Origin of the sequence: Synechococcus sp. A10-1-5-9, assembly GCF_047716785.1 — a bacterium.
In the GTDB taxonomy this organism is placed as follows: domain Bacteria; phylum Cyanobacteriota; class Cyanobacteriia; order PCC-6307; family Cyanobiaceae; genus Synechococcus_C.
This window is the reverse complement of the sequence record NZ_CP180406.1, coordinates 831,603-854,937: the sequence shown is the minus strand read 5'-3', so window position 1 is coordinate 854,937 and position 23,335 is coordinate 831,603. Positions and strand designations below refer to the sequence as shown.

Genomic DNA, 23,335 nt, shown 5'->3' with positions numbered 1-23,335 from the left:
TGATCCCGGTGGAGACAGCGGCGGGGGAAACCCGCGTTGCGGCCTCACCGGAAACAGTCAAGAAGTTCATCGCTCTCGGTTGTCGGGTGGTGCTCGAACGTGGAGCCGGACGAACGTCCGGTTTTCTCGATGAGGCCTTTTCCGAGGCCGGTGCGCATCTGGTGACTCCAGGAGACAGTCAGGCCTGGGAAGAGGCCGACGTGCTTCTGTGCGTCCAGTCGCCCTCTCCTGCCAACCTCGGCCGATTGCGCCGAGGCGCGCTGGTGGTGGGTCTGCTCGCTCCCTACGCCAATGTCGAGCTCGATGCAGCGTTGAAGCGTTGCGGCCTTTCGGCCATGGCCCTTGAGCTGTTGCCTCGGATCAGCCGTGCCCAGTCCGCTGATGCGTTGTCTTCACAGGCCAACATCGCCGGTTACAAGTCTGTTCTGTTGGCTTCAGCGGCGCTGGATCGCTACTTCCCGATGCTGATGACCGCGGCGGGCACCGTCCAGCCTGCAAGGGTCGTGGTGCTCGGTGCAGGGGTGGCCGGTCTTCAGGCTGTGGCGACTGCACGTCGGCTGGGTGCCGTGGTCTACGTCAGCGATATCCGGCCGGCGGTCAAGGAGCAGGTGGAATCCCTCGGTGCCCGCTTCATCGATCCTCCCGAGATGGAGGACAAACCCGCCGAGTCGGGTGGTTACGCCAAACAGGCCTCCGATGCCTTTCTTGCGGCCCAGCGTCAGCAGCTGTCCGATCAGCTCGCCGAGGCCGACGTGGCCATCTGCACCGCACAGGTGCCAGGTCGGCGTGCACCGCGTTTAATCAGTGAAGATATGCTCGATCGCATGCGCCCCGGGGCGGTGGTGGTGGATCTGGCCGTCGCGCAGGGAGGCAACTGCGCCGACACCGTTCCCTCTCAGACCGTTGATCGCAACGGTGTGAAGTTGATCGGTGCGAATGACCTCCCATGCTCCGTTCCGAACCACGCCAGCTTCCTTTACTCCAAAAACCTGCTGGCGCTGCTGCAGCCCATGCTTCAAGACAGCCAGCTGACCCTCGACCTCGAGGATGAGCTCATTGCCGGTTGCCTGATCAGTCAGGACGGCAACATTCGCCGCAGCGACGTTCTCACCCCAGGAGCCAACTGATGGAAACAAGCTTTGTGGAGTTCCTCTGGGTGCTGCTGCTGGGCAGCCTTCTGGGACTGGAACTGATCGGCAAGGTCCCCCCCACCCTGCACACTCCGCTGATGAGCGGGGCCAATGCCATTTCAGGCATCACCGTGCTTGCCGCGCTTACGGCGATCATCCGCTCCGGGGACAACCTGGTGCTGCTGATCCTCGGAGCCGTTTCCCTGGGTTTTGCCCTCTTCAACGTGATCGGGGGGTTCCTGGTCACCGATCGCATGCTGGCCATGTTCAGCCGTAAGCCCGCCCGCAAGGAGAACCGCTGATGGATTTTCTCAAGTACGCCATTGAACTCGTTGCCGTACTGCTGCTCGCCCTGGGCATCAAGGGCTTGTCGAAAGTGCGCTCTGCCCGCAGTGCCAACCAGCTGGCCGCTGTGGCGATGGCCTTGGCTGTTCTGGGCCTTCTGATCAACTATTTGGGTACATCAGGCATTTCGGCTGCGGCCTGGACGTGGATCATCATCGGCACGGTGATCGGCGGCGTTCTCGGTGCCATCACGGCCCAGCGGGTTCCGATGACCTCCATGCCGGAAACGGTGGCGCTGTTCAACGGCTGTGGTGGCATGTCATCGCTGCTTGTGGCGCTTGCCGCAGCCTTCTTCCCGCTCCAACTCGAGGCCGCGGGACTGGTCGCCGTGGTGTCCATTGTGATTTCCGTGTTTGTGGGTGCCATCACCTTCACGGGATCGATCGTGGCCATGGCCAAGCTCCAGGGCTGGCTGTCGACGCCCGCCTGGATGCAGAGCAAGTCCCGTCACGTGGTCAACATCGCTCTTGCTGTGGCTTCTCTCGTTGCCGCCATCAAGTTGATCACAGATGGAAATGGCACCCAGGGGCTGTGGCTGTTGGTGGTGGCCTCCGGTTTACTCGGCATCGGCGTCACCCTGCCCATCGGCGGCGCAGACATGCCCGTGGTGATTTCGCTGTTGAACAGCTATTCCGGTGTGGCGGCTGCCGCTGCAGGTTTCGTGGTGGGGAGCCAGTTGCTGATCGTGGCGGGTGCGATGGTCGGCGCCGCCGGTCTGATCCTCACCCAGGTGATGTGCAATGGAATGAACCGTTCGCTGGTGTCGGTGCTCTTTGGCGGTGCTCTGGGCGCCAGTGCTGCTTCTGGAGGGGGTGGTGGTGAATACACCAACATCACCAGTTGCAGTGTGGAGGAATGTGCCCTCACCCTGGAGGCTGCTGAGCGGGTGGTGATCGTGCCCGGTTACGGCCTTGCCGTGGCTCAGGCCCAGCACACCCTGCGCGAGGTCACGCGCTCGCTGGAGGCTGCCGGTATTCAGGTGGATTACGCCATTCACCCGGTGGCTGGTCGCATGCCGGGTCACATGAATGTGCTGCTCGCTGAGGCCGATGTGCCCTATGAGCAGCTCAAGGAGATGGATGTGATCAACCCCGAGTTCCCTGCCACCGATGTGGTGTTGGTGCTCGGCGCCAACGATGTGGTCAATCCCCAGGCGAAGAACGATCCCAGCTCGCCGCTTTACGGGATGCCAGTTCTCGATGTGCAGCAGGCCCGCACTGTGTTTGTGGTCAAGCGGGGCATGAGCGCCGGCTACTCCGGCATCAAGAACGACTTGTTCGACTTGGCTAACACCTCCATGGTGTTTGGTGATGCCAAGAAGGTGCTGGGCGACTTGCTGGGCGAGCTCAAAGAGCTCGGTGTCGGCAAAAAGTGATCAGCGCGACCCCATTCGGCTTTTGAAAGCACACGCTAATCCTCCAGACAACCCCCAGCTGTTGCAGCAGCTGGGGGTTGTTCCTTATCAGCAGCGTTTTCCCTGGATCGGTGGAGACCTTCAGACCTTGCGCGACACGCTCCGCCCGGTCTCGCTTCCTCCTGACCGTGGGGAACCGATTCCGATCGCTGTCCCTGCTTTGGCGAGTGGTGCTGCAGCCGCTGGTGAATTGCTGGCGTTTCTGGATCGCCCGCATCTCAGCTTCGACTTGCAAGGCGCACCTCCTAGAGCACTGGTGCTGCTGTTGCACGGTCTTGGCGGCTCCAGTCGCCGTGAGGGTCTGAGGCGTCTTGGCATCACTCTCCAGAACAGCGGCTTCGCTGTGCTCAGGCTGAATCTGCGCGGAGCGGATCCCGGTCGCCATCTGGCTGGAGGCACCTATGCAGCTCGCTGCAACAGTGATCTTCTGCCGGTGATTCAGCGCGCGCGTCAGTTGTGTGCTGAGTTGGTCGCATCAGCCAGGCCATTGCCCCTGTTTGGTGCTGGAGTGTCCCTGGGGGGCACCATGCTGCTCAATGCCTGCATGGCCAGCGTGGAGGAGAGAGCAACGCATGGCTGGGAAGGCCATGCACCGCTGCTGGATGGTCTGTTCTGCGCCAGCAGTCCCTTGGATCTTGCCGCCTGCAGTGCTTCGATCGAACGTCCGCGCAATCGCGTGTATCAGAGTTGGCTTCTGAAGCGCCTCGTGCGCCAGACACTGGCGGATCCCTTCGGCGTCAGTGCCCAAGAGCAGCAGCGACTCACCAGTGAACCGCCCCGGTCGATCCGTGCCTTTGATGAAGCGGTAACGGCACCGCGTTGGGGCTTCTCGTCTGTTGACGATTACTACGCCGGTGCTTCACCCCTGCCGCGTCTTCTGTCGGCATCGCAGCCACTCCCGCCGACCTTGATCTTGCAGGCCCTGGATGATCCTTGGGTGCCAGCGACCTCTGCGATCCAACTCCAAACCACCGTGGTTGCTGATGGCTTGCCTCCGGGTCGACGACGCCTTGAGGTGTTGTTGACGGCCCAGGGTGGCCACAACGGCTTTCATGGTCCCGGAGACAGTCTTCTCAAAGGGTGTTGGTCTGATCGCTTGGCTTGTTCCTGGTTCAATCATGGGATTGAGATCTCAGGCATCGAATGAGCTACTGGTGGGCTGCTTTATAGAGAATTTTTAACCCGAGATTTTTCACTAGAAGTAATAGGCTTGATCGTGAGGATTTTGATACACAGCTCCGCCACATTTCGTTGCGATTCTCCAAAGTGCTTCGGGGATTGGTGTGGCGTCGTAGAGCACCAACTCAGGGAATCGTTCTCTGAGTAGAGCGGTTCCCCGCCAGGCGTTGTAGTGAGGAATGGCAGAGTTCACATGGTGGCAAACATGGGTAGACCCGATGCCATGGTGCAGCAGATTGAGTAAGGGGCCATAGGGGCGATCAATCGTTTGCAGCGCTCCCTTCACCCAACACCACGTTGTATTGGAGAAATGGGGAATATTCTGGTCAGTGTGCTGCAGCCAGGTGTAAGTGATGAGCCAAATGTTGATCACCAGGTATGGCAATCCATACACGCACATCACACGTAGGGGAGACGATTGAATTGCGGCGATGATGAGAAAGGTGATCATCGCCAGGCAGCCGATGTTGGACCGCACCATCAACGTGCAAAATCTTTTAGGAAATAGACTTCGCTTGCCATTTGAGAATGGATGGCCGTTCCAGAAATGGGACGTGGGAAAGCCGTAGTCTTCCCCGCCAGTGGCTCCTAGAAGCAAATAGAGCGGCCAGCCGATCACCAAATGATTGAGGAGAGAGATGATCCCAAACAACGTTGGGTTCAGTTTCCTTTTGAGTTGTTCTGTGACTTGACCTAGAGCCGATGAGGCCCGCGGAGGGACGTGGGTTTCCCCTTGCTCAAGGTGATTGCAGTGGGCGTGGTGAACGCTGTGGCTGCGCGCCCAGCTGTAGTAAGGCACCAGCAGTGCGCTGTGAAGCAGGAATCCAACGACGCATTCAATGCGTCGGTTTGGGTGAAACGCGTTGTGGCCACATTCGTGGGCTAACACCCAACAGCCCATGGCAATGGTGCCGCAACCGATGCCGTACAGCACCCACAGCGGAGTGGCCAGGAGGGTGATGGGGATTTGGGTCCCAATCCCTAAAGCAGCGAGAGACAGGCCTGCCGACATGATCAGGCTCCCCCACGCTTTGATTGGGTTGAATTGAGTCAGCTCTGGCGGTAAAGCACTGAGGAGTTCTGCCTTGCTCGGATAGGTCGCTTGTGGGGAGCTGCGATTGAAACGAGGTGATGATGGGCGAGTGGTGGAGGTCGTCGTGATTGCCGATGCCAAAAGAATGCCTGCAAAAAGCACCACTTAAATGGTGCTTTAGATTTGCTTAAGATTCTAGTAGTTGGTTGAGCTGCTCTGTGGCTTTTGGCTGTTGGGACGTCGTTTGTTCGTATACCGATGCGTGATCAGTTTCTTGACTGATCAATTTTTTTCTTCGTGAATTGGTGGTCGCGATGTTTCTTTTTCGCAGAGTCGCTAGCCTGATGGGAGTGGATAGTTTTGAAATGGAGTTGTCTTGTAAATCCACTCTTTGATGGGTTGATTGTTGATGATATGGCTGCGAATAATCGCCTCTATCTTGTCTGCTGTGACGTCTGCGTACCAAATGCCCCCAGGCCAAACCACCAGAATTGGCCCACGTTCGCACACCCTCAGACAGTCAACTTTGCTTCGTAAAACGATTCCTTCTGGGCGCTGTTGACTCTCGAGCCCAAGATCCCGCACGAGGCGTTTCAGTTCATTCCAGGTTTCCAGTCCTTTGGCCGGATCGCAGCACTTCGCATTCGTCGGAGTCGCGCAGAGCAGCAAGTGATGGCTGATCAAGCAGCCACCGCCGCCATCGACATCCGCTGAGTTCCCCGGGCCACCTGCTCACGCACGGCAAGGCGAGCCCACTGGTCCACGGCCAGCACGTCATCCAGCTGGGGGTGGTCGATACGATCGGGCTTGTGCCGTTCGCAGGACGCTTCGATCAGATCGGGAATGTCGAGGAAATGGATGCGTTCCTCGAGGAACTGGGCGACGGCCTCCTCATTGGCTGCATTCAGAACAGCCGGCATGGTTCCACCAGCACGCCCTGCCGCATAGGCCAGTTCCATGCAGGGGTATTTGGCGGGATCGGGGTTTTTGAAGGTGAGCTGTCCCACTTCGGTGAGGTCAAGGCGTCGCCAAGGCGTTTCCAGCCGTGATGGCCAGCTCATGCAATACAGAATCGGCAGTTTCATGTCGGGCCAGCCCAGTTGGGCCAGCACCGAAGAATCCGCCAGCTCGATCATGGAGTGGATGATGCTCTGGGGGTGAATCACGATTTCGATGTGGTCGTAATCCAGCCCGAAGAGGTAGTGGGCTTCGATCACCTCCAGCCCCTTGTTCATCAGTGAGGCGGAATCCACGGTGATCTTGCGGCCCATGCTCCAGTTGGGATGGGAGGTGGCATCGGCCACGGTGGCATTTTCGAGGTCGGCTGCGGCCCAGTCACGGAAGGCGCCGCCGGAGGCGGTGAGTTGAATGCGCCGCAGACCCGGAGTTGGTGCACCGGTGGAGAGGCGGGCGTTTTCAGCCCAGGGCGTTCCCTGCAGGCACTGGAAGATGGCCGAGTGTTCGGAATCTGCAGGCAGCAGCCTGCTCCCACTTTTCTTGAGCTCGGGCAGCACCACCGGGCCTGCTGCGATCAAGGTTTCCTTGTTGGCCAGGGCCAGATCCTTACCGGCGCGGATGGCCGCCAGGGTGGGCAGCAGGCCGGCGCAGCCCACGATCCCCGTTACCACGAGATCGGCTGTGTCCCAGGAGGCGGCCACGTTCAATCCGCTGGGACCACCCACGAGCTGGGGCTTGCGTTTCGGCTGGTGTTCAGCCGGCAGAGCCTGGAGGCGCTGCTCCAGTTCTGGGAGCAACGATTCATCAGCCAAGGCGACCAGCTCGGGGCTGTGGCGTTGGATCTGCTCCACGAGCAGCGAGAGATTCCGGCCCGCCGAGAGGGCAACAACCCGGAACTGTTCCGGAAAGCCTTCAACAATGTCGAGAGTCTGTGTGCCGATTGAGCCGGTGGAGCCCAGCACGCTGATGGCTTTCACACGGATCCCGGCAAGTGCTGCCATCTTCCCACTTTGTTTCCAGAAGCTGGCAAACTTCCGCCGAGAGAGCTGGACAGCACGTTCATGGCGGCGGTGAGAAAGGAGCAGTGGCAGTCCGGCGTCGGGTTTGTTCTGGCTACTGCTGGCAGTGCCGTTGGCTTGGGCAATCTCTGGGGGTTTGCGTACCGAGCGTCCCAGGGTGGCGGTGGCAGTTTTGTTCTTCTTTACCTCCTGGTCGTTGGCTTGATCTGCCTGCCCGTTCTCGTGGCGGAGATGGTGCTGGGTCGCAGCACCGGCCACAGTCCACTGCTCGCTCCGATCAAGGCTGCCGGTCAGGCTTGGTGGCCGATGGGCTGGATGTTCATCGCGGCATCCTGCGGAATCCTGGCCTTCTACGCCGTGTTGATGGGCTGGACGGGACAGACTCTCTTTCATGCCCTGTTCGTCGGGTTACCTGAGAACAAGCAGGCCGCTGATGCGTTCTTTGATGCTCTCAGCGGGGGCAACGGTGCGCTGGCCGGTCAGGGAATCAGCCTTCTGCTCACTGCCCTTGTTGTGGCTGCCGGTGTTCAGGGGGGTATCGAACGGCTCTCGCGTTGGGCTCTCCCTCTGCTTCTTGTTCTGCTGATTGGCCTGGTGATCTGGGCCAGCACGCTTCCGGGTGCTGGCGAGGGCTATCGCACGTTCCTGTTCCGCTGGGATGGGGCGCAACTCATGAACCTCACCACCATTCGCAATGCCTTCAGCCAGGCCTTCTTCTCAATCGGAACAGGCATTGGTTCGATCATGGCTTACTCCGTCTATCTGAACCAAAGGGCTCGTCTTCCTCAGCAAGCTGCCGCTGTGGTCGGTCTTGACACGAGCGTGGGGCTTTTGGCCGGCATGCTCACGTTCCCGGTGGTGATCAGTTTCAACCTGTCAGATGTGGTGAGCGACTCAACAATCGGAGCCATTTTCATCGCCTTACCCACAGGACTGGCCTCGATCGGTATGACCGGTCAGGTGGTGGCCGTTCTGTTTTTTGCACTGGCTTACTTGGCGGCGATCACCTCATCGGTGTCCTTGCTGGAGGTGCCGGTGTCGTCATTGATGGATCGCGTTGGTTGGAGCCGCAGCAGGGCCACCTGGATCAGTACCGCTTTGATTTTTGTGCTCGGGATCCCAGCCAGCATGAGCCTGGAGGTGCTGGGGGTCATGGATGCTGTTTTCGGCAATGTGTTGCTGATGACCGGTGGTCTGTTGATTGCCGTACTGATGGGCTGGGTGGTGCCGACTCTGTTTCTGAACGACCTCAAGGACAGTGACGCTTCATCTCCTCAGATCAGACGCGTGCTGATCTTCTGTCTTCAGTGGATCTCCCCAGTGGTGATCGCTGCTGGCTTGCTGATCAGCGTGGTGGATCTTCTTCGCACGTGGTTTGCAGCCTCTTGAGAGGTCTCAGATCATTCGCTTGAGCTGATTTGACGCCAGCCGCACTTCTCGGAGAAAGCAGATCGCAGCAATCATTATCAGACTCATCGAGGTGATGAAAAGCGGCGCCACCACGAGGGTGAGGTTGACTCTGGAAATCACACTGAGAAACATCGCCGACACCATGGCGGCGATCAGGAGGGTGGCCGCTGTCATCAGTTCGATTGAGCGAATGACGAGCTGCATCCGCTGCCTAATCAGACGACGCTCCACGTCATTCACGGCTTTACCGGCATCGGCGGTGCTGCGTAATTGTCTGGCGTAGTCAACGATCCTGGCCAAGCGCCCCGACAGGACATTCATCAAGGCGCCGATGCCTGTCAGCAAGAACACCGGAGCCACAGAAAGCTGGATTGCTTTGGAGAGACTTTCCGGCTGCATCTCCTATTCATGGCTCGGATCGCTTGAAGCTAGCTCTGATGGCCGCTTGAATCCGGTAGACAGGTGCCCAGATGTAGGGATCTCCATGCTGTGGCTCAAACGCTGGAATTTCATTGAGCGAGCTCGGCTGGAACGGGAGCTCTGGGACGCCTTCGAAGCCAGGGAGAATCCAGAAGACAAGATCAGCGCACTGCAGGCCTGGATCGACGGTGCGGATCCCTCCGATCCCACGCTTGGCGATCAACGCTTTCGTCTTGAGGTCTGGACCACCACTCTCACGAGAATCCGCAAGATCGAAGCGCTGATGGCCAATCAGCAGCGCAAGCCCTGAGCTCTGCTGGTCAGCCCCGTCGCCACTCGGTGATTCCGCCCGGTTTGTCGATCAGTTCGATGCCCTGGGCGGTGAGCTCCGCCCTGATCCGATCCGCTTCTGTGAAGTCCTTCGACTGTTTGGCCATCCGGCGAGCCTCAATCGCTGCTTCGATGGCCTGGCTGTCGAGGTCCGTCTCCGTGTCGTTGCCTGACGGGTGCTCCAGCCGTAGCCCCAGAACCCCAGCGAGCTCCCTGAGCAGCAACCAGCGCTGCTGAAGCCCCCGGCCTTCGTCATTGCTGTGGGTCGGTGCATCGCCCCGGTCGAGGCGATTGGCCAGTGCCCTCAACGGACGGGCCAGGTCGAACAGCACCGCCAGCGCCCCGGAGCTGTTGAGGTCATCGTCCATGGCATCGCTGAAGCGCTGTCGTGCGCCGAGCAGCATCTCGTTGGCTGAGGGCGCAGAAGCGAGAACCGCTTCTCCGTTCATGGGGGCTGCGGCACCCCATCCGAGTGCTTCCGCATGGAGATCACCAAGGCTGAGCGCTGCGTTCAGCCCTTTCCAACCGGTCGTTGCGGCCTCCAACGCATCGCTGGTGAAATCGAGCGGCTTGCGGTAGTGGGCCTGGAGCACAAAGAGCCGCAGCGTCATGGCGGAGAGGCCACTCTCCAGCAGGGCGCGGATGGTGGTGAAGTTGCCGAGTGATTTGCTCATCTTTTCTCCGCCCACATTCACCATGCCGTTGTGCAGCCACACGCGCGCCAGCTCCTGGCCGGTTGCTGCCTCGGATTGAGCGATTTCATTCTCGTGGTGTGGGAACACGAGATCGGCACCCCCAAGGTGGATGTCAATGGTGTCGCCGAGCTCCTCGCGCACCATGGCGGAGCACTCGATATGCCAACCGGGCCGGCCGTCACCCCAGGGTGAGGGGAAGCTGGGTTCACCGGCTTTGGCCCCTTTCCAGAGGGCGAAGTCGAAGGGGTGTTGCTTGCGCGCTTCCTCGGCATCGGCCACCCGTCCGTCCGCATTGGTCTGTTGGTCAGCCAGGTCGCGGCCGCTGAGCTTGCCGTAGCCGGCATGTTTCATCACCGCGAAGTACACATCTCCTTCGGCGGAATAGGCAGCACCCTTCGCCTCCAGCTCAGAAATCAGGGCCCGAATCCCTTCAAGGCAGCGGGTGGCTCGGGGCATGCGATCCGGACGCAAGATGCCCAGGGCATCCATGTCGGCATGAAACGCGTCGATGTTGCGCTCACTCACCACCTCCATCGACGAACCCTCCTCCGCAGCACGCTTGAGGATCTTGTCGTCGATGTCGGTGAAGTTCTGCACGAAGGTGACGGCGTAGCCACTCCAAATCAGATAACGGCGCAGCACATCCCAATTGATGTAGCTGCGGGCATGGCCCAGATGGCAGAGGTCGTAGACCGTGACACCACAGCAATAAATGCTCACCTGCCCTTCTTTCAGGGGCTGAAACGTTTCCGTGCGGCGGGTAAGTGTGTTGGTGAACCGCAGGGACACAGGCATTCGGGATCTGCGGGCGAGGTTACGGCCTAACCGGTGAACGGTTGAGGTCAGTTATTTCGCTTCCATCCAATTGCTGCCGCTGCCGGTTTCGGCCACGAGGGGCACGCTCAGCTCCACAGCCGTCTCCATGGTGGAGACCACCAGAGCTTTCACGTCTTCCAGAGCAGAAGGCTCCACCTCCAGCACCAGTTCATCGTGCACCTGCAGCAGCATGCGAGCGGGTAGGGACTGCTGCTGCAGAGCAGCCTGCAGCTGAATCATCGCCAGCTTGATGATGTCGGCACTCGAGCCTTGAATCGGTGCGTTCGCAGCGGCGCGTAGCTGCTGGGCTTCCATGCCACCGCGGCGAGCCACATCGAGATCGATCTCGAAGGGATCCTTGCCGAGAAGACGACCGAGGCCGTTGCGGTCGAAGTGGAAGGGCCGGCGCCGGCCCAGGATCGTTTCCACATAGCCACGGCTCAAGGCCAAGCGTTCCTGCAGTTCCAGGAACGCGAACACCTTGGGATACCGCTCCCGGTATTTGCTGAGGAACTCTTTGGCTTCCATTTGGCTCACCCCGGTTTCGCGGGCGAAGCGCTGGGCGCCCATGCCGTAGATCACACCGAAATTGATCGTTTTGCCCAGCCGGCGCTCGTCGGCCGTTACCTCCTCTTTGTCGAGGAGCAGCCGGGCGGTGAGGGCATGCACGTCATCGCCATCGCGGTAAGCCTGCTGCAGCACCTCCTCCCCGGAGAGGTGCGTGAGGATGCGCAGTTCAATCTGTGAATAATCGGCGCTGAGAAGGGTCCAGTGCTCCTGGGGCAGAAAGGCTTTGCGGATACGACGGCTGTACTCGGTGCGAATTGGAATGTTCTGGAGGTTGGGATTGCTGCTGCTGAGACGGCCTGTGGCCGTTACAGCCTGGTTGAAATCCGTATGCACGCGCCCGGTTTCGGCCTCCACCAACTGGGGCAGCGCATCCACGTAGGTGCTTTTGAGTTTGCTCAGCACCCGATGCTCCAACACCAGCGGCACCACGGGGTGGTCATCCGCGAGCTTGTCCAGCACGGTGGCATCGGTGCTGTAGCCCGTTTTGGTGCGGCGAGATTTCTTGCGGTCCAGGCCCAGCTTGTCGAAGAGCAGCTCTCCCAGTTGCTTGGGAGACGCCAGGTTGAAGTCCACGCCGGCCACCTGCTTGGCATCGGCCTCGAGTCGCGTCAGGGTCTCGCCCATCTCTTTAGAGAGGGTGTCCAGATAGGTGAGATCAATGCGGATGCCGGTGGCTTCCATTAGGGCCAGCACTGGCTCCAGCGGTAGTTCCACCCGGTCGAGCAGGTTGGTCAGCTGCTGGCCACTGGTCTGGAGCTGCTCGCGCAGATCAAGCGCAAGCTTGCGGGTGAGGTGCACATCCATCGCGCAGTAGAGCGCTGCCTGATCGATGGGAACTTCGGCAAAGCAGCTGGCCTTGCCGTCCTTGGGCTTGCCCACCAGGTCACTGAACACGGTGGGAGTGATGCCGTAGTCCCGCTCGGCCATCACGTCGAGGCTGTGCTTGGCCGCGGCATCGCGGAGGTAATCCGCCAGCAGGGTGTCCATCACCACGCCGCCCAGGAGCAAACCGTGACGCAGCAGGATCAGGCGGTCGTATTTAGCGTTCTGCAGCGCTTTGGGGTGTTTGGGGCTGCTCAGCCAGGGGGCGAGCTGCTCCAACACGACCTCAAGTGGCAGTTGGGATGTTTCAGGGGCCTGATGCCCCACAGGGATGTAAGCCAGGTCACTGAGCCTGGGTCCCCAGCACACACCGATGCCCACCAGCTGGGCCTTGAAGGGGTTCAAATCCGTGGTTTCGGTGTCCACGGCCACCGGTTCAGTTCGGTTGGTGCACCCCATCAGTTGCTGCATCAAGCCCTGCAGTTGATCCTGCGAGCAGATCACCAGCGGCGTGAGTTGGGGAAGGGTGGATGCGGCGATGTCCGTCGCAGGTGCTTGATGTGCAGGTGCTGGATCAGTGCCAGCAGCGGCGGAATTGGACGTCGATCTTTTGGTGCTTGCATCTTCAAGAAGATGGGCGTTCGCCGTTAGTCCGCCGCTCGAAAAGGTGGCCACGAAGCTTGGGATCTGGCGGACCAAACTGTTGAGTTCGAGCTCCTGAAGCTGCTCCTCCAGTCCCTCACCATCCACCGCTCCAAGCTCCAGGACAGGCTCCTCCGGTAGGGGGATGTCGACGAGGATTTCAGCGAGATGGCGGGAGAGGTAGGCATTGTCGCGATCGGCGCTGAGCTTTCCCTTGAGCGCACCCTTCACGGCACCGCGACTGGCTTTGGGACCTTCGGCTTCAACCTCCTCCAGCACGCGATAAACACCGTCGAGGTCGTTGTTTTCCTTGAGAAGATTGATGGCCGTCTTGGGGCCGACCCCCTTCACGCCAGGGATGTTGTCGGAGCTGTCGCCGGTGAGAGCCTTGAGGTCCACCACCTTGTCAGGCATCACGCCGAGCTTGGCCACAACGCCGGCTTCATCGATCAGGGTCGGTCCGCTGCTCTTGGCGTATGGTCCGCCCCCCATGTAGAGCACGGCGATGTCCCGCTGGTCATCCACCAGCTGGAACAGATCCCGATCCCCGCTTAGGATACGGACGCGCCAGCCCGAGGTGGCAGCACGGTTGGCCAGGGTTCCCAGCACGTCATCGGCTTCGTATCCAGGAGCCAGGCAGAGGGGGAGCTTCAGGCGTTCGCGCAGGATCGTTTGCAGTTGATCCAGGTCTTGAAAGAACACCTCAGGGGCCACATCCCGATGGGCCTTGTAATTGGCATCGGCTTGATGGCGGAAGGTGGGCTCAGCGGTGTCGAAGGCGATCGCCACCCCTTCCGGTTTCAGGCCTTTGCAGTTGTCGAGCAGGGCTTTGAGAAAGCCATAGGTCACGCTGGTTGGCCGGCCGTCTTTTGTGGCCAGTCCGCCCTCACCTCCTTTGCTGAAGGCATAAAAGCTGCGAAAGGCCAGAGAGTGGCCATCCACAAGCAACAGCTGGGGTTTCTCGGGGGTTTCAGGCATGGATTCGGGCAGGTCGTTCTCGATCAGTCGCGCTTCTTCGCCCAAGGCGGAAGGTCGATGAATACCTTTGAACCGGGTTTCACCCCCGAGAGAATCGCACTCTGGCTGCCGCTGCTGGAGCCCAGTTCCACCACCTGGAAGCGGGGCTGGTTGTCTTTGCCAACGAGGAGAACACCGGGCTGGCCGTTCTCCGTCACGATCGCCACGGTGGGCACCAGGGTGCTCTCAGCGGTCCGACCGGTCTGGAAATCCACGTCCACCGTCATGCCGATGCGCAGGGTCGGCGGTGGATCGATCAGGGTCAACTCCACTTCAAAGGAAATCACGTTGTCGGTTTTCTCTGCCCGCGGAGCGATATCCCTGACCCGTGCAGGGAAGCGCTGATCGGGGAAGGCATCCACACGTACGCTCGCGTTTTGGCCGACCAGAATCCGACCGATGTCGTTTTCAGGCACCTTCGCCACCACTTCCAGACCTTCGGAGAGCTCAACGATGGATGCACTGGTGGCTCCGGCATTCGCTGAGGCGGTGGTGGTGGGAGTCACGAAGGCACCCGGTTCGGCGAATCGCTCGGTGATCACCCCGCTGAAGGGGGCTCGGATGAGAAGTTCACTTCCTTCCACGTCACGCTGCTGAATGCGCTCCCTGGCTGCGGCCAAAGCTTCCTTGCTGCTCAGGAAGGCTGCGCGGAAACCGTCAAGATCAGATGCACTGATCGCTCCACTGTCCTTGAGTTTTCTGTAGCGGAGGTAATCGGCCCGTTTTGCCTCGTAGTCCGCCCGTGCCTGGCGCTCGAGGGCCGAGAGCTCGTCCTTGCGATCAGTGAAGTCTCCGATCTCCATGCGGGCCAGCACCTGTCCTTTGGTGACGGCATCGCCTTCATCGACAAAAAGTGCATCCAGCAGGCCCTGACGCTTTGGGCTCACGTTCACGCGTCGAATCGCTTCGAGTTCACCACTGGCAGTAATCACACCTGGAAGGGTTCCCCGTTCAGCCGTGGCGGTGTAATTCGCAAGTTTGTTCTCCCTTCCGGATCCAAACCCCTTGATCCAAAGCAGAGCACCGCCGCTCAGTACAAGAACGGCTGCAGTGGCTGCGATCAATCTCCATCGTCTGCGTTTGATCCCGCTCAGTCGGGTGAGTGACCTGAGGGCTTCTTGCGTGGCCCCTTCGGAGGTCTCGCTTTTTTGGCTCCCCATCGACGCCGAACATGATTCTTTACGCATTCTCGCGCGTAAGCGCCATGACTGGGTAAAAAGAACCACTGACGATAGATTTCACGGCATGCTTAAAGCCGGAATCGTCGGGTTGCCCAACGTGGGCAAATCCACTCTTTTCAATGCCTTGGTGGCCAACGCTCAGGCACAGGCGGCCAATTTCCCGTTCTGCACCATCGAGCCCAATGTCGGCACGGTGGCCGTGCCTGATTCCAGGTTGCAGTTGCTGTCTGATCTCAGCAGCAGTGCTGAAATCATTCCCACGCGGATGGAGTTCGTGGACATCGCTGGGCTTGTGAAAGGCGCCAGCCAAGGAGAAGGACTAGGTAACAAGTTCCTTGCCAACATCCGTGAAGTGGACGCGATCGTTCACGTGATCCGCTGTTTTGAAGACGACGATGTGATCCACGTGTCTGGTGCGGTCGGCCCGGCCCGAGATGCCGAGGTGATCAATCTTGAGCTCGGCTTGGCGGACCTGTCGCAGATTGAGAAGCGGCGGGAGCGCCTCAAGAAACAAGTGCGTACCAGCAAGGAGGCCCAGGTTGAGGATGCGGCTCTCGAACGCATTCAAGTGGTGCTTGAGCAGGGTGGTGCCGCACGCAGTGTGGAGCTCAGTGATGAGGAGGCTCTGATGGTGAAACCGCTGGGCTTGCTCACGGCCAAGCCAATCATTTATGCCACCAATGTGAGCGAGGACGATCTGGCAGCCGGAAACGGGTTTTGTGAGGAGATTGTTGCCCTAGCGGCAAAGGAGGGCGCGGAAACCGTGCGCATTTCTGCCCAGGTGGAAGCTGAACTGGTTGAGCTCGGTGATGAAGAACGTCAGGACTATCTCGATGGTCTGGGTGTGACTGAGGGTGGTCTGCAGAGTCTGATCAGGGCTACCTATCGGCTTCTCGGCCTTCGCACCTACTTCACCACCGGTGAGAAGGAAACACGGGCTTGGACCTTCAAGGCCGGAATGACTGCTCCCCAGGCCGCCGGGGTGATACACACTGATTTTGAGAGGGGTTTCATCCGCGCCCAGACCATCAGCACCGACAAATTGCTTGAGGCCGGGTCTCTGGTTGAAGCGCGAAATAAGGGTTGGCTCCGTAGTGAGGGGAAGGAGTATGTCGTGGATGAGGGAGATGTGATGGAGTTTTTGTTCAACGTGTAATCACGTTCAGCGCTTCGTTCACAGCGCATCGAGGGCCTTCATCGCTGGGATGAAGTCAGGGCTGTTCTGATCAAAGTCATCGCAGGTTTGGTTCATGGCTTCGCTGGTGAGTGCCACGACACGGATGGCTTGCGGCGATTTCAACCATTCAGCCTGTTGCTGCCATCCATTGGTTTTGATACCGCTCTGCACGATCGCCTGTGCCCTTGCCCGGCTGTAGCCACTGTTTAAAACCTTGCATTCGGCGTAGGCGGCCAATCCCACCAGAGCCTGCCGGGTTTCGGATGCTTGAACGGGTTGAACAAGCTCCCCGATGCTGCAGGCCAGCAGCGCGAGTGCGCTCGATGCCCCCGCCAGGATTTGCACGGTTGAGCGAGAGAACGCCATGGCTTTGGCAATACTGGCGGCAGTTTATGGATCTCGCCGATCCCTCATGCCATGGATGTGGATGCGATCGGTTATACAGCTGCAGCCCTAACCACCATCAGCTTCTTCCCTCAGGCGATCAAGACACTGCGTCTGGATGACACGCGATCCATTTCGCTTTCGATGTATGGCCTGTTCACCAGTGGTGTGGCGATCTGGGGGGTGTTCGGATGCCTCACAGGGAATGGTCCTTTGATCGTGGCCAATGGCCTCACGTTCATTCCTGCGGCCTTCGTGCTGCAGAAGAAGATCCGCCACCGCTTCCTGCGCGGCGAGCGTTAGTACACCGAACCGAACGCCTCGCTTTCCGCACTGTGAACACCGAGTTCCTGCCTCCACTGACGCAGGGGCTTGTCCCAGGCCTCTTCCCAGCGCTGCAGCACCAGGGGCTTCGCTTCAAGTCCGATGCGGTTGCCGAAGGCAATACCCCGGCTGACGCCGGCCAGCTCTGCCGGGGCGAAGCGGAAGGCGCGGAAGGACGCCAAGGTATTGATGAGCACGTAGACAGGAAAGCCGATCTGCGTTGCCGTGATGGCCAGCACACCCGATTCGCCAGCAGCCTGGGTGTTGAACCCGCCGATCACGTGATGGAGATCGTGGGTGGTGGCGATCCGCTGGGTCAGCCAAAGCGCTTCACTGCTGGTGTCTCTAGGTCGGAAAAAGTCGGGGTCGTAGTTGAGGTTGCGGATCATGCCCGCATAGGCCTGGCCTAGACTTCCTTTTGGGAGAGCCTCCAGCGCAGAAAGGTCTGGCTGGAAGGGGGGATAGCGCTGCTCGACCATGTCGGCACCTCCTGGCAAGGCCTTGAAACGTTCCACACAGATGGCCATCGCCTCGCTGTCGATGAAGTTGTCGACCAAATCCCCCACGCTCTGGAGGCCGCCGTCGGTGGCGGCCATCTCACGGATGATCGACAGATTCTTAACGGAGCGGAGCAGTTCTCGGGCTCGAGACATTGTTGGGTTGTTCCAGGGGAATGGCGGTTAAACCTGGGGTATAGCGGGGCCTCACCGTTTTCAGCAGCGGCACCATCAGCAAACAAAGCGAGCCCATTAAGACCCAGAGCAGCAGGCCATGGCCTTGCTGATCAAGCAGAAACCCTGCCATCAGAGGAGCTCCAGTGGCGCTGATGGCAAAACACTGGGAGAACAGTGCCATGGCCAGGCCTCGATGCTGAAGGGGTGTTTCCTCCACCATCGCTTCGGCGGCTGTGGGAAGGAAGGCGGCTTCTCCAAAGGCAATCGGCAGCATGGCCAGCGCAATGAGTGCGATTCCTCCACTCCAAAGAGCGGAAGCGGCTAACAAAACGCATCCCAACACAAAGCCCCCGAGCCCAATTCCAAGCCCGAATCGGAGACTGTGGCGTGAGACCCAGTTGCCGACAGGCCATTGCAGCGTCACGAGAAGTGCCAGCTGTAGGGCGATCAGTGTGCCGCTCCAGGCTTCACTCAGAGGTGCTCTGGCCAGGCCGCCGCGCACCAGATCCAGGGGGAGCGCGCTCTGCATGAGCGCGATGATGCCAGTGGCCACAATGCTCACCGCCAGCACCGGTACCAGAGGGGGTAGCCAATGCCAGCCTTCAGAAGCCGGATCCGTGTTGGTTGAGTCTTCAACGGTGGAATGCAGCAGGGCGGCGCGGCCATCCGGAAGGGGGCGCAGGCTGAGCACTACCAGCATCAGGATCACGGCCGCTGCCTCCACCAGATACACCACACGGATCAGCCCCAAAGCGGTCAACGCCGCACCGATCAGGGCTCCGATGGCGACGCCGAGGGCGTCGGCACTGCGGGCGAGGGCATACCCGCGACTGGAGTTAAATCCCGTACAACTCAGGGGAACAGCCAGTTCAATCGCTGGGAAATAGAAACCTGCCGCTACTCCAATCAACAACTGACCGGCCAGGTATCCGCTGAAACCTTGGGCCTGGAACAGCACGAGATCAGCAAGAAGAGCCAGAACAGCTGCAATACGGACTGGCCAGGAACAGGACAGGCCTCGATCGAGAAGTACTCCACTCATCAGCCGTGCCGCCGTGCCGATCAGTGCCGAAGCTGCCAGTCCCTGGCCGACCTGACTGGCGGAGAAGCTGGCTTGATGGAACACGATCGGTGTCATGTAGATGACCCCTCCTGCGCCGAGAGAAGCCAGCAACCGGATTGACGCCACTTCCTGCAGAGATGCGGGAAACTGGCTCCACCAGAGAATTGGCCTTGGCCTTGGGAGGACGCTTAACAGGACGACTGATTGCTGCGGGATTCATGAGCAGTCTGCTGCTCTGGGCTGCCCCTCCGCGACCAGGACATGCAGCCAGTGAGCTGGAGGTTCGTCTTGACGGGATGGCGTTGCCGATTTCCATCGACGATTTGAGTGTCTGGGTTCGCAGTGGAGGGACGCGTTCTTCTGAGCTGGGCGTCTGGTTCAACCTGCTGGAAGAGCAAAGCAGGTCAGGTGTGATCGATCTGCTTCAAGCACCCCTGATCAATGACAGCAGCATGACGCGCCAGATCCTCAACAGCTGGGCAGGTCGCCAGCTGTTGGATCAGGTGGGTGATCTGGTGCAGGTGGATAACGAAACGACAGGTGTGACGGTTCAGGCCACCCTTGAGCGGCTTCTTGAGGAGCGCCCGGAGGTGACCACGCTTGAGTTACTAGAGGCTCTCCCGGCCCAGAAGGTTCGTCTTGATCTCGATGCGCTGCTGGATGTAGCGGCCAGTTGGCGCCTGCAACTCGAGCGTCAACTTTCTTTGGTGGAGCGTCTTGGCCGCGAGCCTGTGTCTCAGCGACGCTTGGTACAAGCCACTCAATCGTCAGCGATCGCCGATGCGCGGTTCGAGCGTTGGGCTCTGCCAGTGCCCCATCGCGAGCATGCTCTTCAACTGCAGTTGTGGTTGCCTGACACTTCGGTCGAATTGGTACGCAGGTCCTGGCTGGTGCTGATGCCGGGGTTGGGCGGAAGCCCTGATCACTTCGGCTGGTTAGGGCGTGCTCTCAGCCGCAACGGCTGGCCAGTGGTCGTGTTGGAGCACCCGGGAAGTGATGCCGTCGCTGTACAGGCCCTCTTGGAGGGGCGGCGTCCTCCACCAGGCGCCGAAGTGCTTCCGGAACGTCTGCAAGATCTTCAGGAAGTGCTCTCGGCTTTCGAGAGGGGAGAGCTACCACTCTCGGGCGATCAACTGGTGCTTTTGGGGCATTCCCTTGGTGCTCTGACGGCTCTACTGGCAAGTGGAGCGCAGCCTGAGCCTGGCCTGGGCCTTCGCTGCCAAAGGGCGCTGGATGATCTGCCACTCAGCAATCTCTCCCGCCTTCTGCAATGCCAGATCCAGGATGTGTCTCTGCCGCCTGTTGTCCCCCCTCCCTCGCTGGCGGGTGTCGTGGGTCTCAACAGTTTCGGCAGCCTGCTCTGGCCAAAGAACGTGGCCGTTGCCAGCGATGTGCCCGTATTGCTCAGCGGTGGTTCCTTGGACCTGATCACACCTCCCATCAGCGAACAGTTGGGTCTTTTGCGGGCCTTGCCGCCCAACCCTGGGACGCGCGTTGTGCTGGTGGAAGGAGCCAGTCATTTTTCCCCGGTGCGTGTGGAGGGTCAGAGCGGCAGTCAGGGGCAAGATCTGTTCCAGCTTGGGGAGGAGCTCGTCGGTGTGCAGCCGCTTCAGGTTCAGGCTTTGCTGGAACAGGAAATCCTGCGCTTTCTCGACAGGTTGGAAACCGGTCGCATGGTGAAGCCAGGAGAGAGAGACGCCGAACATGTCCAGGTGGGTTCCCTGCATCTTTATCGGTTGAATCAGGGGGCAGCCACGCGTTTGCTCGATTGACGCTGCATCGGTTGGCTAGTAGCGCACCCTTGGATCGAGAAGTGCCACCAGCAGATCCACCGCCACACTCACCAGGACGACTAGAGAGGCCACCACCACCACGATTCCCTGCACAACGGGGTAGTCACGTTGGTTGATGCTCTCCTGCAAACGCAGGGCGATGCCGGGCCACGAAAATGTCACTTCAATCAGCAGCGCACCGCCGATCAATGAAGCCACGGTGATGCCGGCGATGGTCAAAACTGGGAGCAGCGCATTGGGTAGTGCATGCCTGAGCACCACTTGCGTTTCATTCAGCCCGCGACTGCGTGCGGCTTCTACGTAATCGGAGCGAAGGGTTCGATTGAGATTCAGGCGAAGCGCATTCGTAAACACTCCACTCAGTAGCAGCCCCAATGTGCAGGCTGGGAGTACAAGGTGTCGCAGGCTGCCCTGAAGGGCTTGCCAATTTCCGCTGAACAAGCTGTCGGCAATCAGAAAGCCGCTTCCCTCTGGAGGGAGCATTCCAGGGGGAAAACGACCCCCTACGGGTAACCAGCCGAGCATCACCGCGAAGAGAAGCTGGGCCAGCATGGCCACCCAGAATGGCGGCAGTGCGTAGGTGCCGATTCCATAAAAACGTCCGGCAAGATCCAGGCGTCCTTCGGATCGGGCGATGGCTGTAAATCCCACGGAGAGTCCGACCACTGCAGCCACCACCAGAGCGGTGACACTCAGCTCGAGACTGGCGGGAAGGGCCCTGCTGATGATCTCGGTCACAGGCTTTTCATCGATCAACGCCATGCCCAGATCGCCATGCACAAGACCCCAGAGAAAATCGAAGTACTGCTTGCCCAGGGACTGATCAAGGCCGAGCTGGGCGCGTAGCTCAGCCTTGACGGCCTCAGGTGCGCGGCTTCCCAGAACGGCATCCACCGGATCGCCAGGAGCGACCCTCAGAAGCAGGAACACCAAGGAGGAAATCAACCAAAGCATGACCGGCGCCAGGGCAAGGCGCGTGCTGACGTAGCGCAGCAGTTCGCGTCCGCGACTCATCAACGCACCTCCTTGAGTTGGGCCAACCTGACCTGTCCGTTGCCGTCGAATTCCGGCGTGGCGAGTGTGGTCTGGCTCCAGGCTCGGGCTGTGACCAGCCAGACGGGGATGTAGGCAGCTCCTTGGGCAGCGACAGCTTCGATGGCTTCGAGATCATCCAGACGCTTGCGTCCGCGGCTGCGATCGGATCGCTTCAAGGCTTGATCAAGGCCTGGAGCGGTCCAGAAACTTCCACTGATGGCCGCTTCACCGCGTTCACAGATGAACCCCTTGGAGACCTTGCAGCTCAACAGCGGAGCTAGGTAAGCCTCTGGATCCGGATAGGGCCCCCGCCAATCGAGCATTACGGCAGGAAATGTTCCATCTCCGAGCTGGCGGTACACGGTGGTCGATTCCATGCCATTCAGGTTCAGGGCCAGGCAGTCGGGGAGGTCGCGCTGCAGCTGCGTTTGCCAGGTCAGGGCCATCAGGCGATCGGCTGGCACATTCGACCGATAAGTGAAGGGCACAGTGAGCACCCGCCCATTGCAATATCCCGCGTCCAGCAGCAGGGTTCGCGCCTTCGCGATGTTGAAGCTGGGCCAGGAAACACCATCAGCCCCCGGCAAGGCCGGCGGAACGAGGGAGCGAAGCGGGGGGCGCAGCCCGTGGCTGACCCTCAGGCTAATCAGTTCCCGGTTGAGGCTAAGGGCCATGGCCCTGCGCACCCGTGGGTCTTGGAACGGTGGGGTATTGCTCAGCAAGGTGACGTAGCCGATCACGAGGGCCGGACCTTGGGCCTCCCGCAGCTGATCGTTCTCGGCCATGCGATTGAGGGCCAGGCGCTGATCTTCGTCGATGGCATCAGAGAGCAGCACATCAACTTCGCCGCTGCGCATGGCGCCAAAGAGAGCCGTTGAATTGCTCAGGTAGATCAGGTCCAGCCCTGCATTGCGTGGTGGCTCTCCCCAGTACTCCTCGAAGGGCTCCAGTCGCTGCTGAACGGCTCTGAAATTGGCCAGTCGGTAAGGACCAGTGCCGACAAAGCGGTCGTTGAGAGCACGATTCTCATAATCGCTGTAGGCGGTGGGTGAGACCGGCGTGAGATTCGTGGCTGTAAGCAGATTCACCAAAGAGGTGGACGGTCGGCTGAGCCGTAGTCGCAGCAGAAACGGCTTCGGGGTCTCCACGGCGGTGATGCGACCGCCCACGATGTAATTCAGACGTCCGATGCGCAGAAACCGGCGCAGACTGAAGGCCATCGCTTCAGCATCGAAGCGTGTGCCGTCATGGAAAAGAACGTCGTCTCGCAACGGAATTGTGACGGTGCGTCCGTCTTCGCTGATCTCAGGCAGGGCTGAGGCCAGGGACGGTTGCAGTTCCCCGTTAGCTGAACGCTTGTAGAGCGTGTCCCCGATGGCACTCAGGAGCTGCAGGGCCCCGAAGGTATTGGCGCGGGCCGGATCGAGGGAACTAATGCGTCCTGCGCTGGCCACGATGAGGCGGTCGCTGGTGCGGCTGGGCTGACAGGCCATCTGGCCAACACAAAGAGCCAGGGTCCCGATCAGGCTCAGGGAACCCCTGAGCCAAGGAAACGCTGATTGGCCGCGGCCTGTCGTGCTGGATTCGCTCACGCCTGGGGGTTCAGACGTGGCTATTCAAAAGCCCTGAGGCCTTAATCGGCACGTGCTTCGCTGTGAATCTGATGGAGAGGCACTTCGAATACGGGCGATCCTTTGGGTTCCAAAGGCCACTGACGCACCCAGCAACGATCGTGATCACCATCGATTCCAATCACTTGGAACAACCCGATGTTGCTGCGAAGCCGGATGCAGTCGCCTTGATGCAGGCTCATGACGGATGGTGATTCGAGCTGCATGCAGCGTTGCCCGATCAGGACGGAGGTTTCGTTCGGCATGAACGGTATTCAGCACAGATCTGCGAATG

The 23,335-nt window shown here is 60.0% G+C and carries 23 protein-coding genes; 10 read left to right on the top strand and 13 right to left on the bottom strand.

Translation table 11 applies throughout. The features are described from left to right. The first annotated feature begins 8 nt into the window (after positions 1-8). From ACLM45_RS04910 to ACLM45_RS04895, 4 genes are read left to right on the top strand one after another with little or no spacing between them, the layout of a single operon-like run. Positions 9-1,127 carry a Re/Si-specific NAD(P)(+) transhydrogenase subunit alpha gene (locus tag ACLM45_RS04910; protein WP_415410900.1) on the top strand — a complete coding sequence of 373 codons (1,119 nt, stop codon included), beginning with the start codon at positions 9-11 and terminating at the stop codon, positions 1,125-1,127. Beyond that, positions 1,127-1,432 carry an NAD(P) transhydrogenase subunit alpha gene (locus ACLM45_RS04905; RefSeq protein WP_006041802.1) on the top strand — a complete coding sequence of 102 codons (306 nt, stop codon included), beginning with the start codon at positions 1,127-1,129 and terminating at the stop codon, positions 1,430-1,432. Before ACLM45_RS04910 ends, ACLM45_RS04905 begins: the two co-directional genes overlap by 1 nt. Beyond that, positions 1,432-2,850 carry an NAD(P)(+) transhydrogenase (Re/Si-specific) subunit beta gene (locus ACLM45_RS04900; protein ID WP_415410899.1) on the top strand — a complete coding sequence of 473 codons (1,419 nt, stop codon included), beginning with the start codon at positions 1,432-1,434 and terminating at the stop codon, positions 2,848-2,850. The genes ACLM45_RS04905 and ACLM45_RS04900 overlap by 1 nt, the downstream gene beginning before the upstream one ends. Before the next feature lie 22 nt (positions 2,851-2,872). Further along, a complete protein-coding gene (locus ACLM45_RS04895; protein ID WP_415411358.1) occupies positions 2,873-4,036 on the top strand; it encodes an alpha/beta hydrolase in 1,164 nt (387 codons plus the stop codon). 48 nt (positions 4,037-4,084) lie between these two features. Here the strand turns inward: ACLM45_RS04895 and ACLM45_RS04890 are convergent, their stop codons facing one another. Together ACLM45_RS04890 and ACLM45_RS04885 are read right to left on the bottom strand one after the other, a co-directional pair. Then, complete coding sequence (locus ACLM45_RS04890; protein WP_415410897.1) at positions 4,085-5,080, bottom strand: fatty acid desaturase; 996 nt, start codon at positions 5,078-5,080, stop codon at positions 4,085-4,087. 357 nt (positions 5,081-5,437) lie between these two features. Continuing rightward, positions 5,438-5,716 carry a (2Fe-2S) ferredoxin domain-containing protein gene (locus ACLM45_RS04885; protein WP_415411357.1) on the bottom strand — a complete coding sequence of 93 codons (279 nt, stop codon included), beginning with the start codon at positions 5,714-5,716 and terminating at the stop codon, positions 5,438-5,440. On the opposite strand from ACLM45_RS04885, the gene ACLM45_RS04880 reads away from it, so the two are divergent. Then, on the top strand, positions 5,660-5,815 hold the full coding sequence (locus ACLM45_RS04880; RefSeq protein ID WP_415411455.1) for a hypothetical protein: 156 nt from the start codon (positions 5,660-5,662) through the stop codon (positions 5,813-5,815). The two genes, ACLM45_RS04885 and ACLM45_RS04880, sit on opposite strands and share 57 nt — an antisense overlap. Here ACLM45_RS04880 and ACLM45_RS04875 read toward each other — a convergent pair. After that, positions 5,782-7,035 carry a 1-deoxy-D-xylulose-5-phosphate reductoisomerase gene (locus ACLM45_RS04875; protein WP_415411356.1) on the bottom strand — a complete coding sequence of 418 codons (1,254 nt, stop codon included), beginning with the start codon at positions 7,033-7,035 and terminating at the stop codon, positions 5,782-5,784. The genes ACLM45_RS04880 and ACLM45_RS04875 overlap by 34 nt on opposite strands. Before the next feature lie 84 nt (positions 7,036-7,119). Here ACLM45_RS04875 and ACLM45_RS04870 point away from each other — a divergent pair, with 84 nt between their 5' ends. Further along, positions 7,120-8,466, top strand: a complete 1,347-nt coding sequence (locus ACLM45_RS04870; RefSeq protein ID WP_415410895.1) for a sodium-dependent transporter — start codon at positions 7,120-7,122, stop codon at positions 8,464-8,466. Between the two features lie 6 nt (positions 8,467-8,472). On the opposite strand, the gene ACLM45_RS04865 is transcribed toward ACLM45_RS04870, so the two are convergent. Beyond that, positions 8,473-8,886: a DUF2721 domain-containing protein gene (locus ACLM45_RS04865; protein WP_006041795.1), complete on the bottom strand. Its 414-nt coding sequence runs from the start codon at positions 8,884-8,886 to the stop codon at positions 8,473-8,475. A gap of 85 nt (positions 8,887-8,971) precedes the next feature. On the opposite strand from ACLM45_RS04865, the gene ACLM45_RS04860 reads away from it, so the two are divergent. Beyond that, on the top strand, positions 8,972-9,217 hold the full coding sequence (locus ACLM45_RS04860; RefSeq protein ID WP_415410893.1) for a hypothetical protein: 246 nt from the start codon (positions 8,972-8,974) through the stop codon (positions 9,215-9,217). Between the two features lie 10 nt (positions 9,218-9,227). Here ACLM45_RS04860 and cysS read toward each other — a convergent pair whose 3' ends face one another. The 3 genes from cysS to ACLM45_RS04845 are packed head-to-tail and all read right to left on the bottom strand — an operon-like array spanning position 9,228 to position 14,959. Then, positions 9,228-10,727 (bottom strand): cysteine--tRNA ligase, encoded by a 1,500-nt coding sequence (gene cysS, locus ACLM45_RS04855; protein ID WP_415410892.1) that lies wholly within the window; start codon positions 10,725-10,727, stop codon positions 9,228-9,230. A 51-nt stretch (positions 10,728-10,778) separates the two neighbouring features. Next, entirely contained in the window at positions 10,779-13,760 is a 2,982-nt protein-coding gene (polA, locus tag ACLM45_RS04850; protein WP_415411355.1) for a DNA polymerase I, read from the bottom strand. 23 nt (positions 13,761-13,783) lie between these two features. Further along, a complete protein-coding gene (locus ACLM45_RS04845) occupies positions 13,784-14,959 on the bottom strand; it encodes an efflux RND transporter periplasmic adaptor subunit (RefSeq protein WP_415410890.1) in 1,176 nt (391 codons plus the stop codon). An 85-nt stretch (positions 14,960-15,044) separates the two neighbouring features. Between ACLM45_RS04845 and ychF the strand changes: the two genes are divergently transcribed. Further along, the gene (ychF, locus tag ACLM45_RS04840; RefSeq protein ID WP_415410888.1) at positions 15,045-16,136 is read left to right on the top strand and encodes a redox-regulated ATPase YchF; all 1,092 of its coding nucleotides are present in this window, start codon (positions 15,045-15,047) and stop codon (positions 16,134-16,136) included. Between the two features lie 18 nt (positions 16,137-16,154). On the opposite strand, the gene ACLM45_RS04835 is transcribed toward ychF, so the two are convergent. After that, positions 16,155-16,523 carry a hypothetical protein gene (locus tag ACLM45_RS04835; protein ID WP_006041789.1) on the bottom strand — a complete coding sequence of 123 codons (369 nt, stop codon included), beginning with the start codon at positions 16,521-16,523 and terminating at the stop codon, positions 16,155-16,157. Between the two features lie 51 nt (positions 16,524-16,574). On the opposite strand from ACLM45_RS04835, the gene ACLM45_RS04830 reads away from it, so the two are divergent. Then, positions 16,575-16,844 (top strand): SemiSWEET family sugar transporter, encoded by a 270-nt coding sequence (locus ACLM45_RS04830; RefSeq protein ID WP_006041788.1) that lies wholly within the window; start codon positions 16,575-16,577, stop codon positions 16,842-16,844. Here the strand turns inward: ACLM45_RS04830 and ACLM45_RS04825 are convergent. Together ACLM45_RS04825 and ACLM45_RS04820 are read right to left on the bottom strand one after the other, a co-directional pair. Then, on the bottom strand, positions 16,841-17,518 hold the full coding sequence (locus ACLM45_RS04825) for a Coq4 family protein (protein ID WP_415410886.1): 678 nt from the start codon (positions 17,516-17,518) through the stop codon (positions 16,841-16,843). The two genes, ACLM45_RS04830 and ACLM45_RS04825, sit on opposite strands and share 4 nt — an antisense overlap. Next, a complete protein-coding gene (locus ACLM45_RS04820) occupies positions 17,484-18,677 on the bottom strand; it encodes an MFS transporter (RefSeq protein ID WP_415411354.1) in 1,194 nt (397 codons plus the stop codon). Before ACLM45_RS04820 ends, ACLM45_RS04825 begins: the two co-directional genes overlap by 35 nt. Positions 18,678-18,739: 62 nt before the next feature. Here ACLM45_RS04820 and ACLM45_RS04815 point away from each other — a divergent pair, with 62 nt between their 5' ends. Next, complete coding sequence (locus tag ACLM45_RS04815) at positions 18,740-20,374, top strand: alpha/beta hydrolase (RefSeq protein ID WP_415411353.1); 1,635 nt, start codon at positions 18,740-18,742, stop codon at positions 20,372-20,374. Positions 20,375-20,389: 15 nt separating this feature from the next. Here ACLM45_RS04815 and ACLM45_RS04810 read toward each other — a convergent pair whose 3' ends face one another. Genes ACLM45_RS04810 through ACLM45_RS04800 form a run of 3 tightly spaced genes read right to left on the bottom strand, consistent with a single transcriptional unit; the run spans position 20,390 to position 23,306 of the window. Further along, positions 20,390-21,409, bottom strand: coding sequence for an ABC transporter permease (locus ACLM45_RS04810; protein WP_006041784.1), 1,020 nt, complete (start codon positions 21,407-21,409; stop codon positions 20,390-20,392). Then, a complete protein-coding gene (locus tag ACLM45_RS04805; protein ID WP_415410885.1) occupies positions 21,409-23,022 on the bottom strand; it encodes an ABC transporter substrate-binding protein in 1,614 nt (537 codons plus the stop codon). Before ACLM45_RS04805 ends, ACLM45_RS04810 begins: the two co-directional genes overlap by 1 nt. A gap of 41 nt (positions 23,023-23,063) precedes the next feature. After that, positions 23,064-23,306, bottom strand: coding sequence for a hypothetical protein (locus tag ACLM45_RS04800; protein WP_415410884.1), 243 nt, complete (start codon positions 23,304-23,306; stop codon positions 23,064-23,066). Positions 23,307-23,335 lie beyond the last annotated feature (29 nt).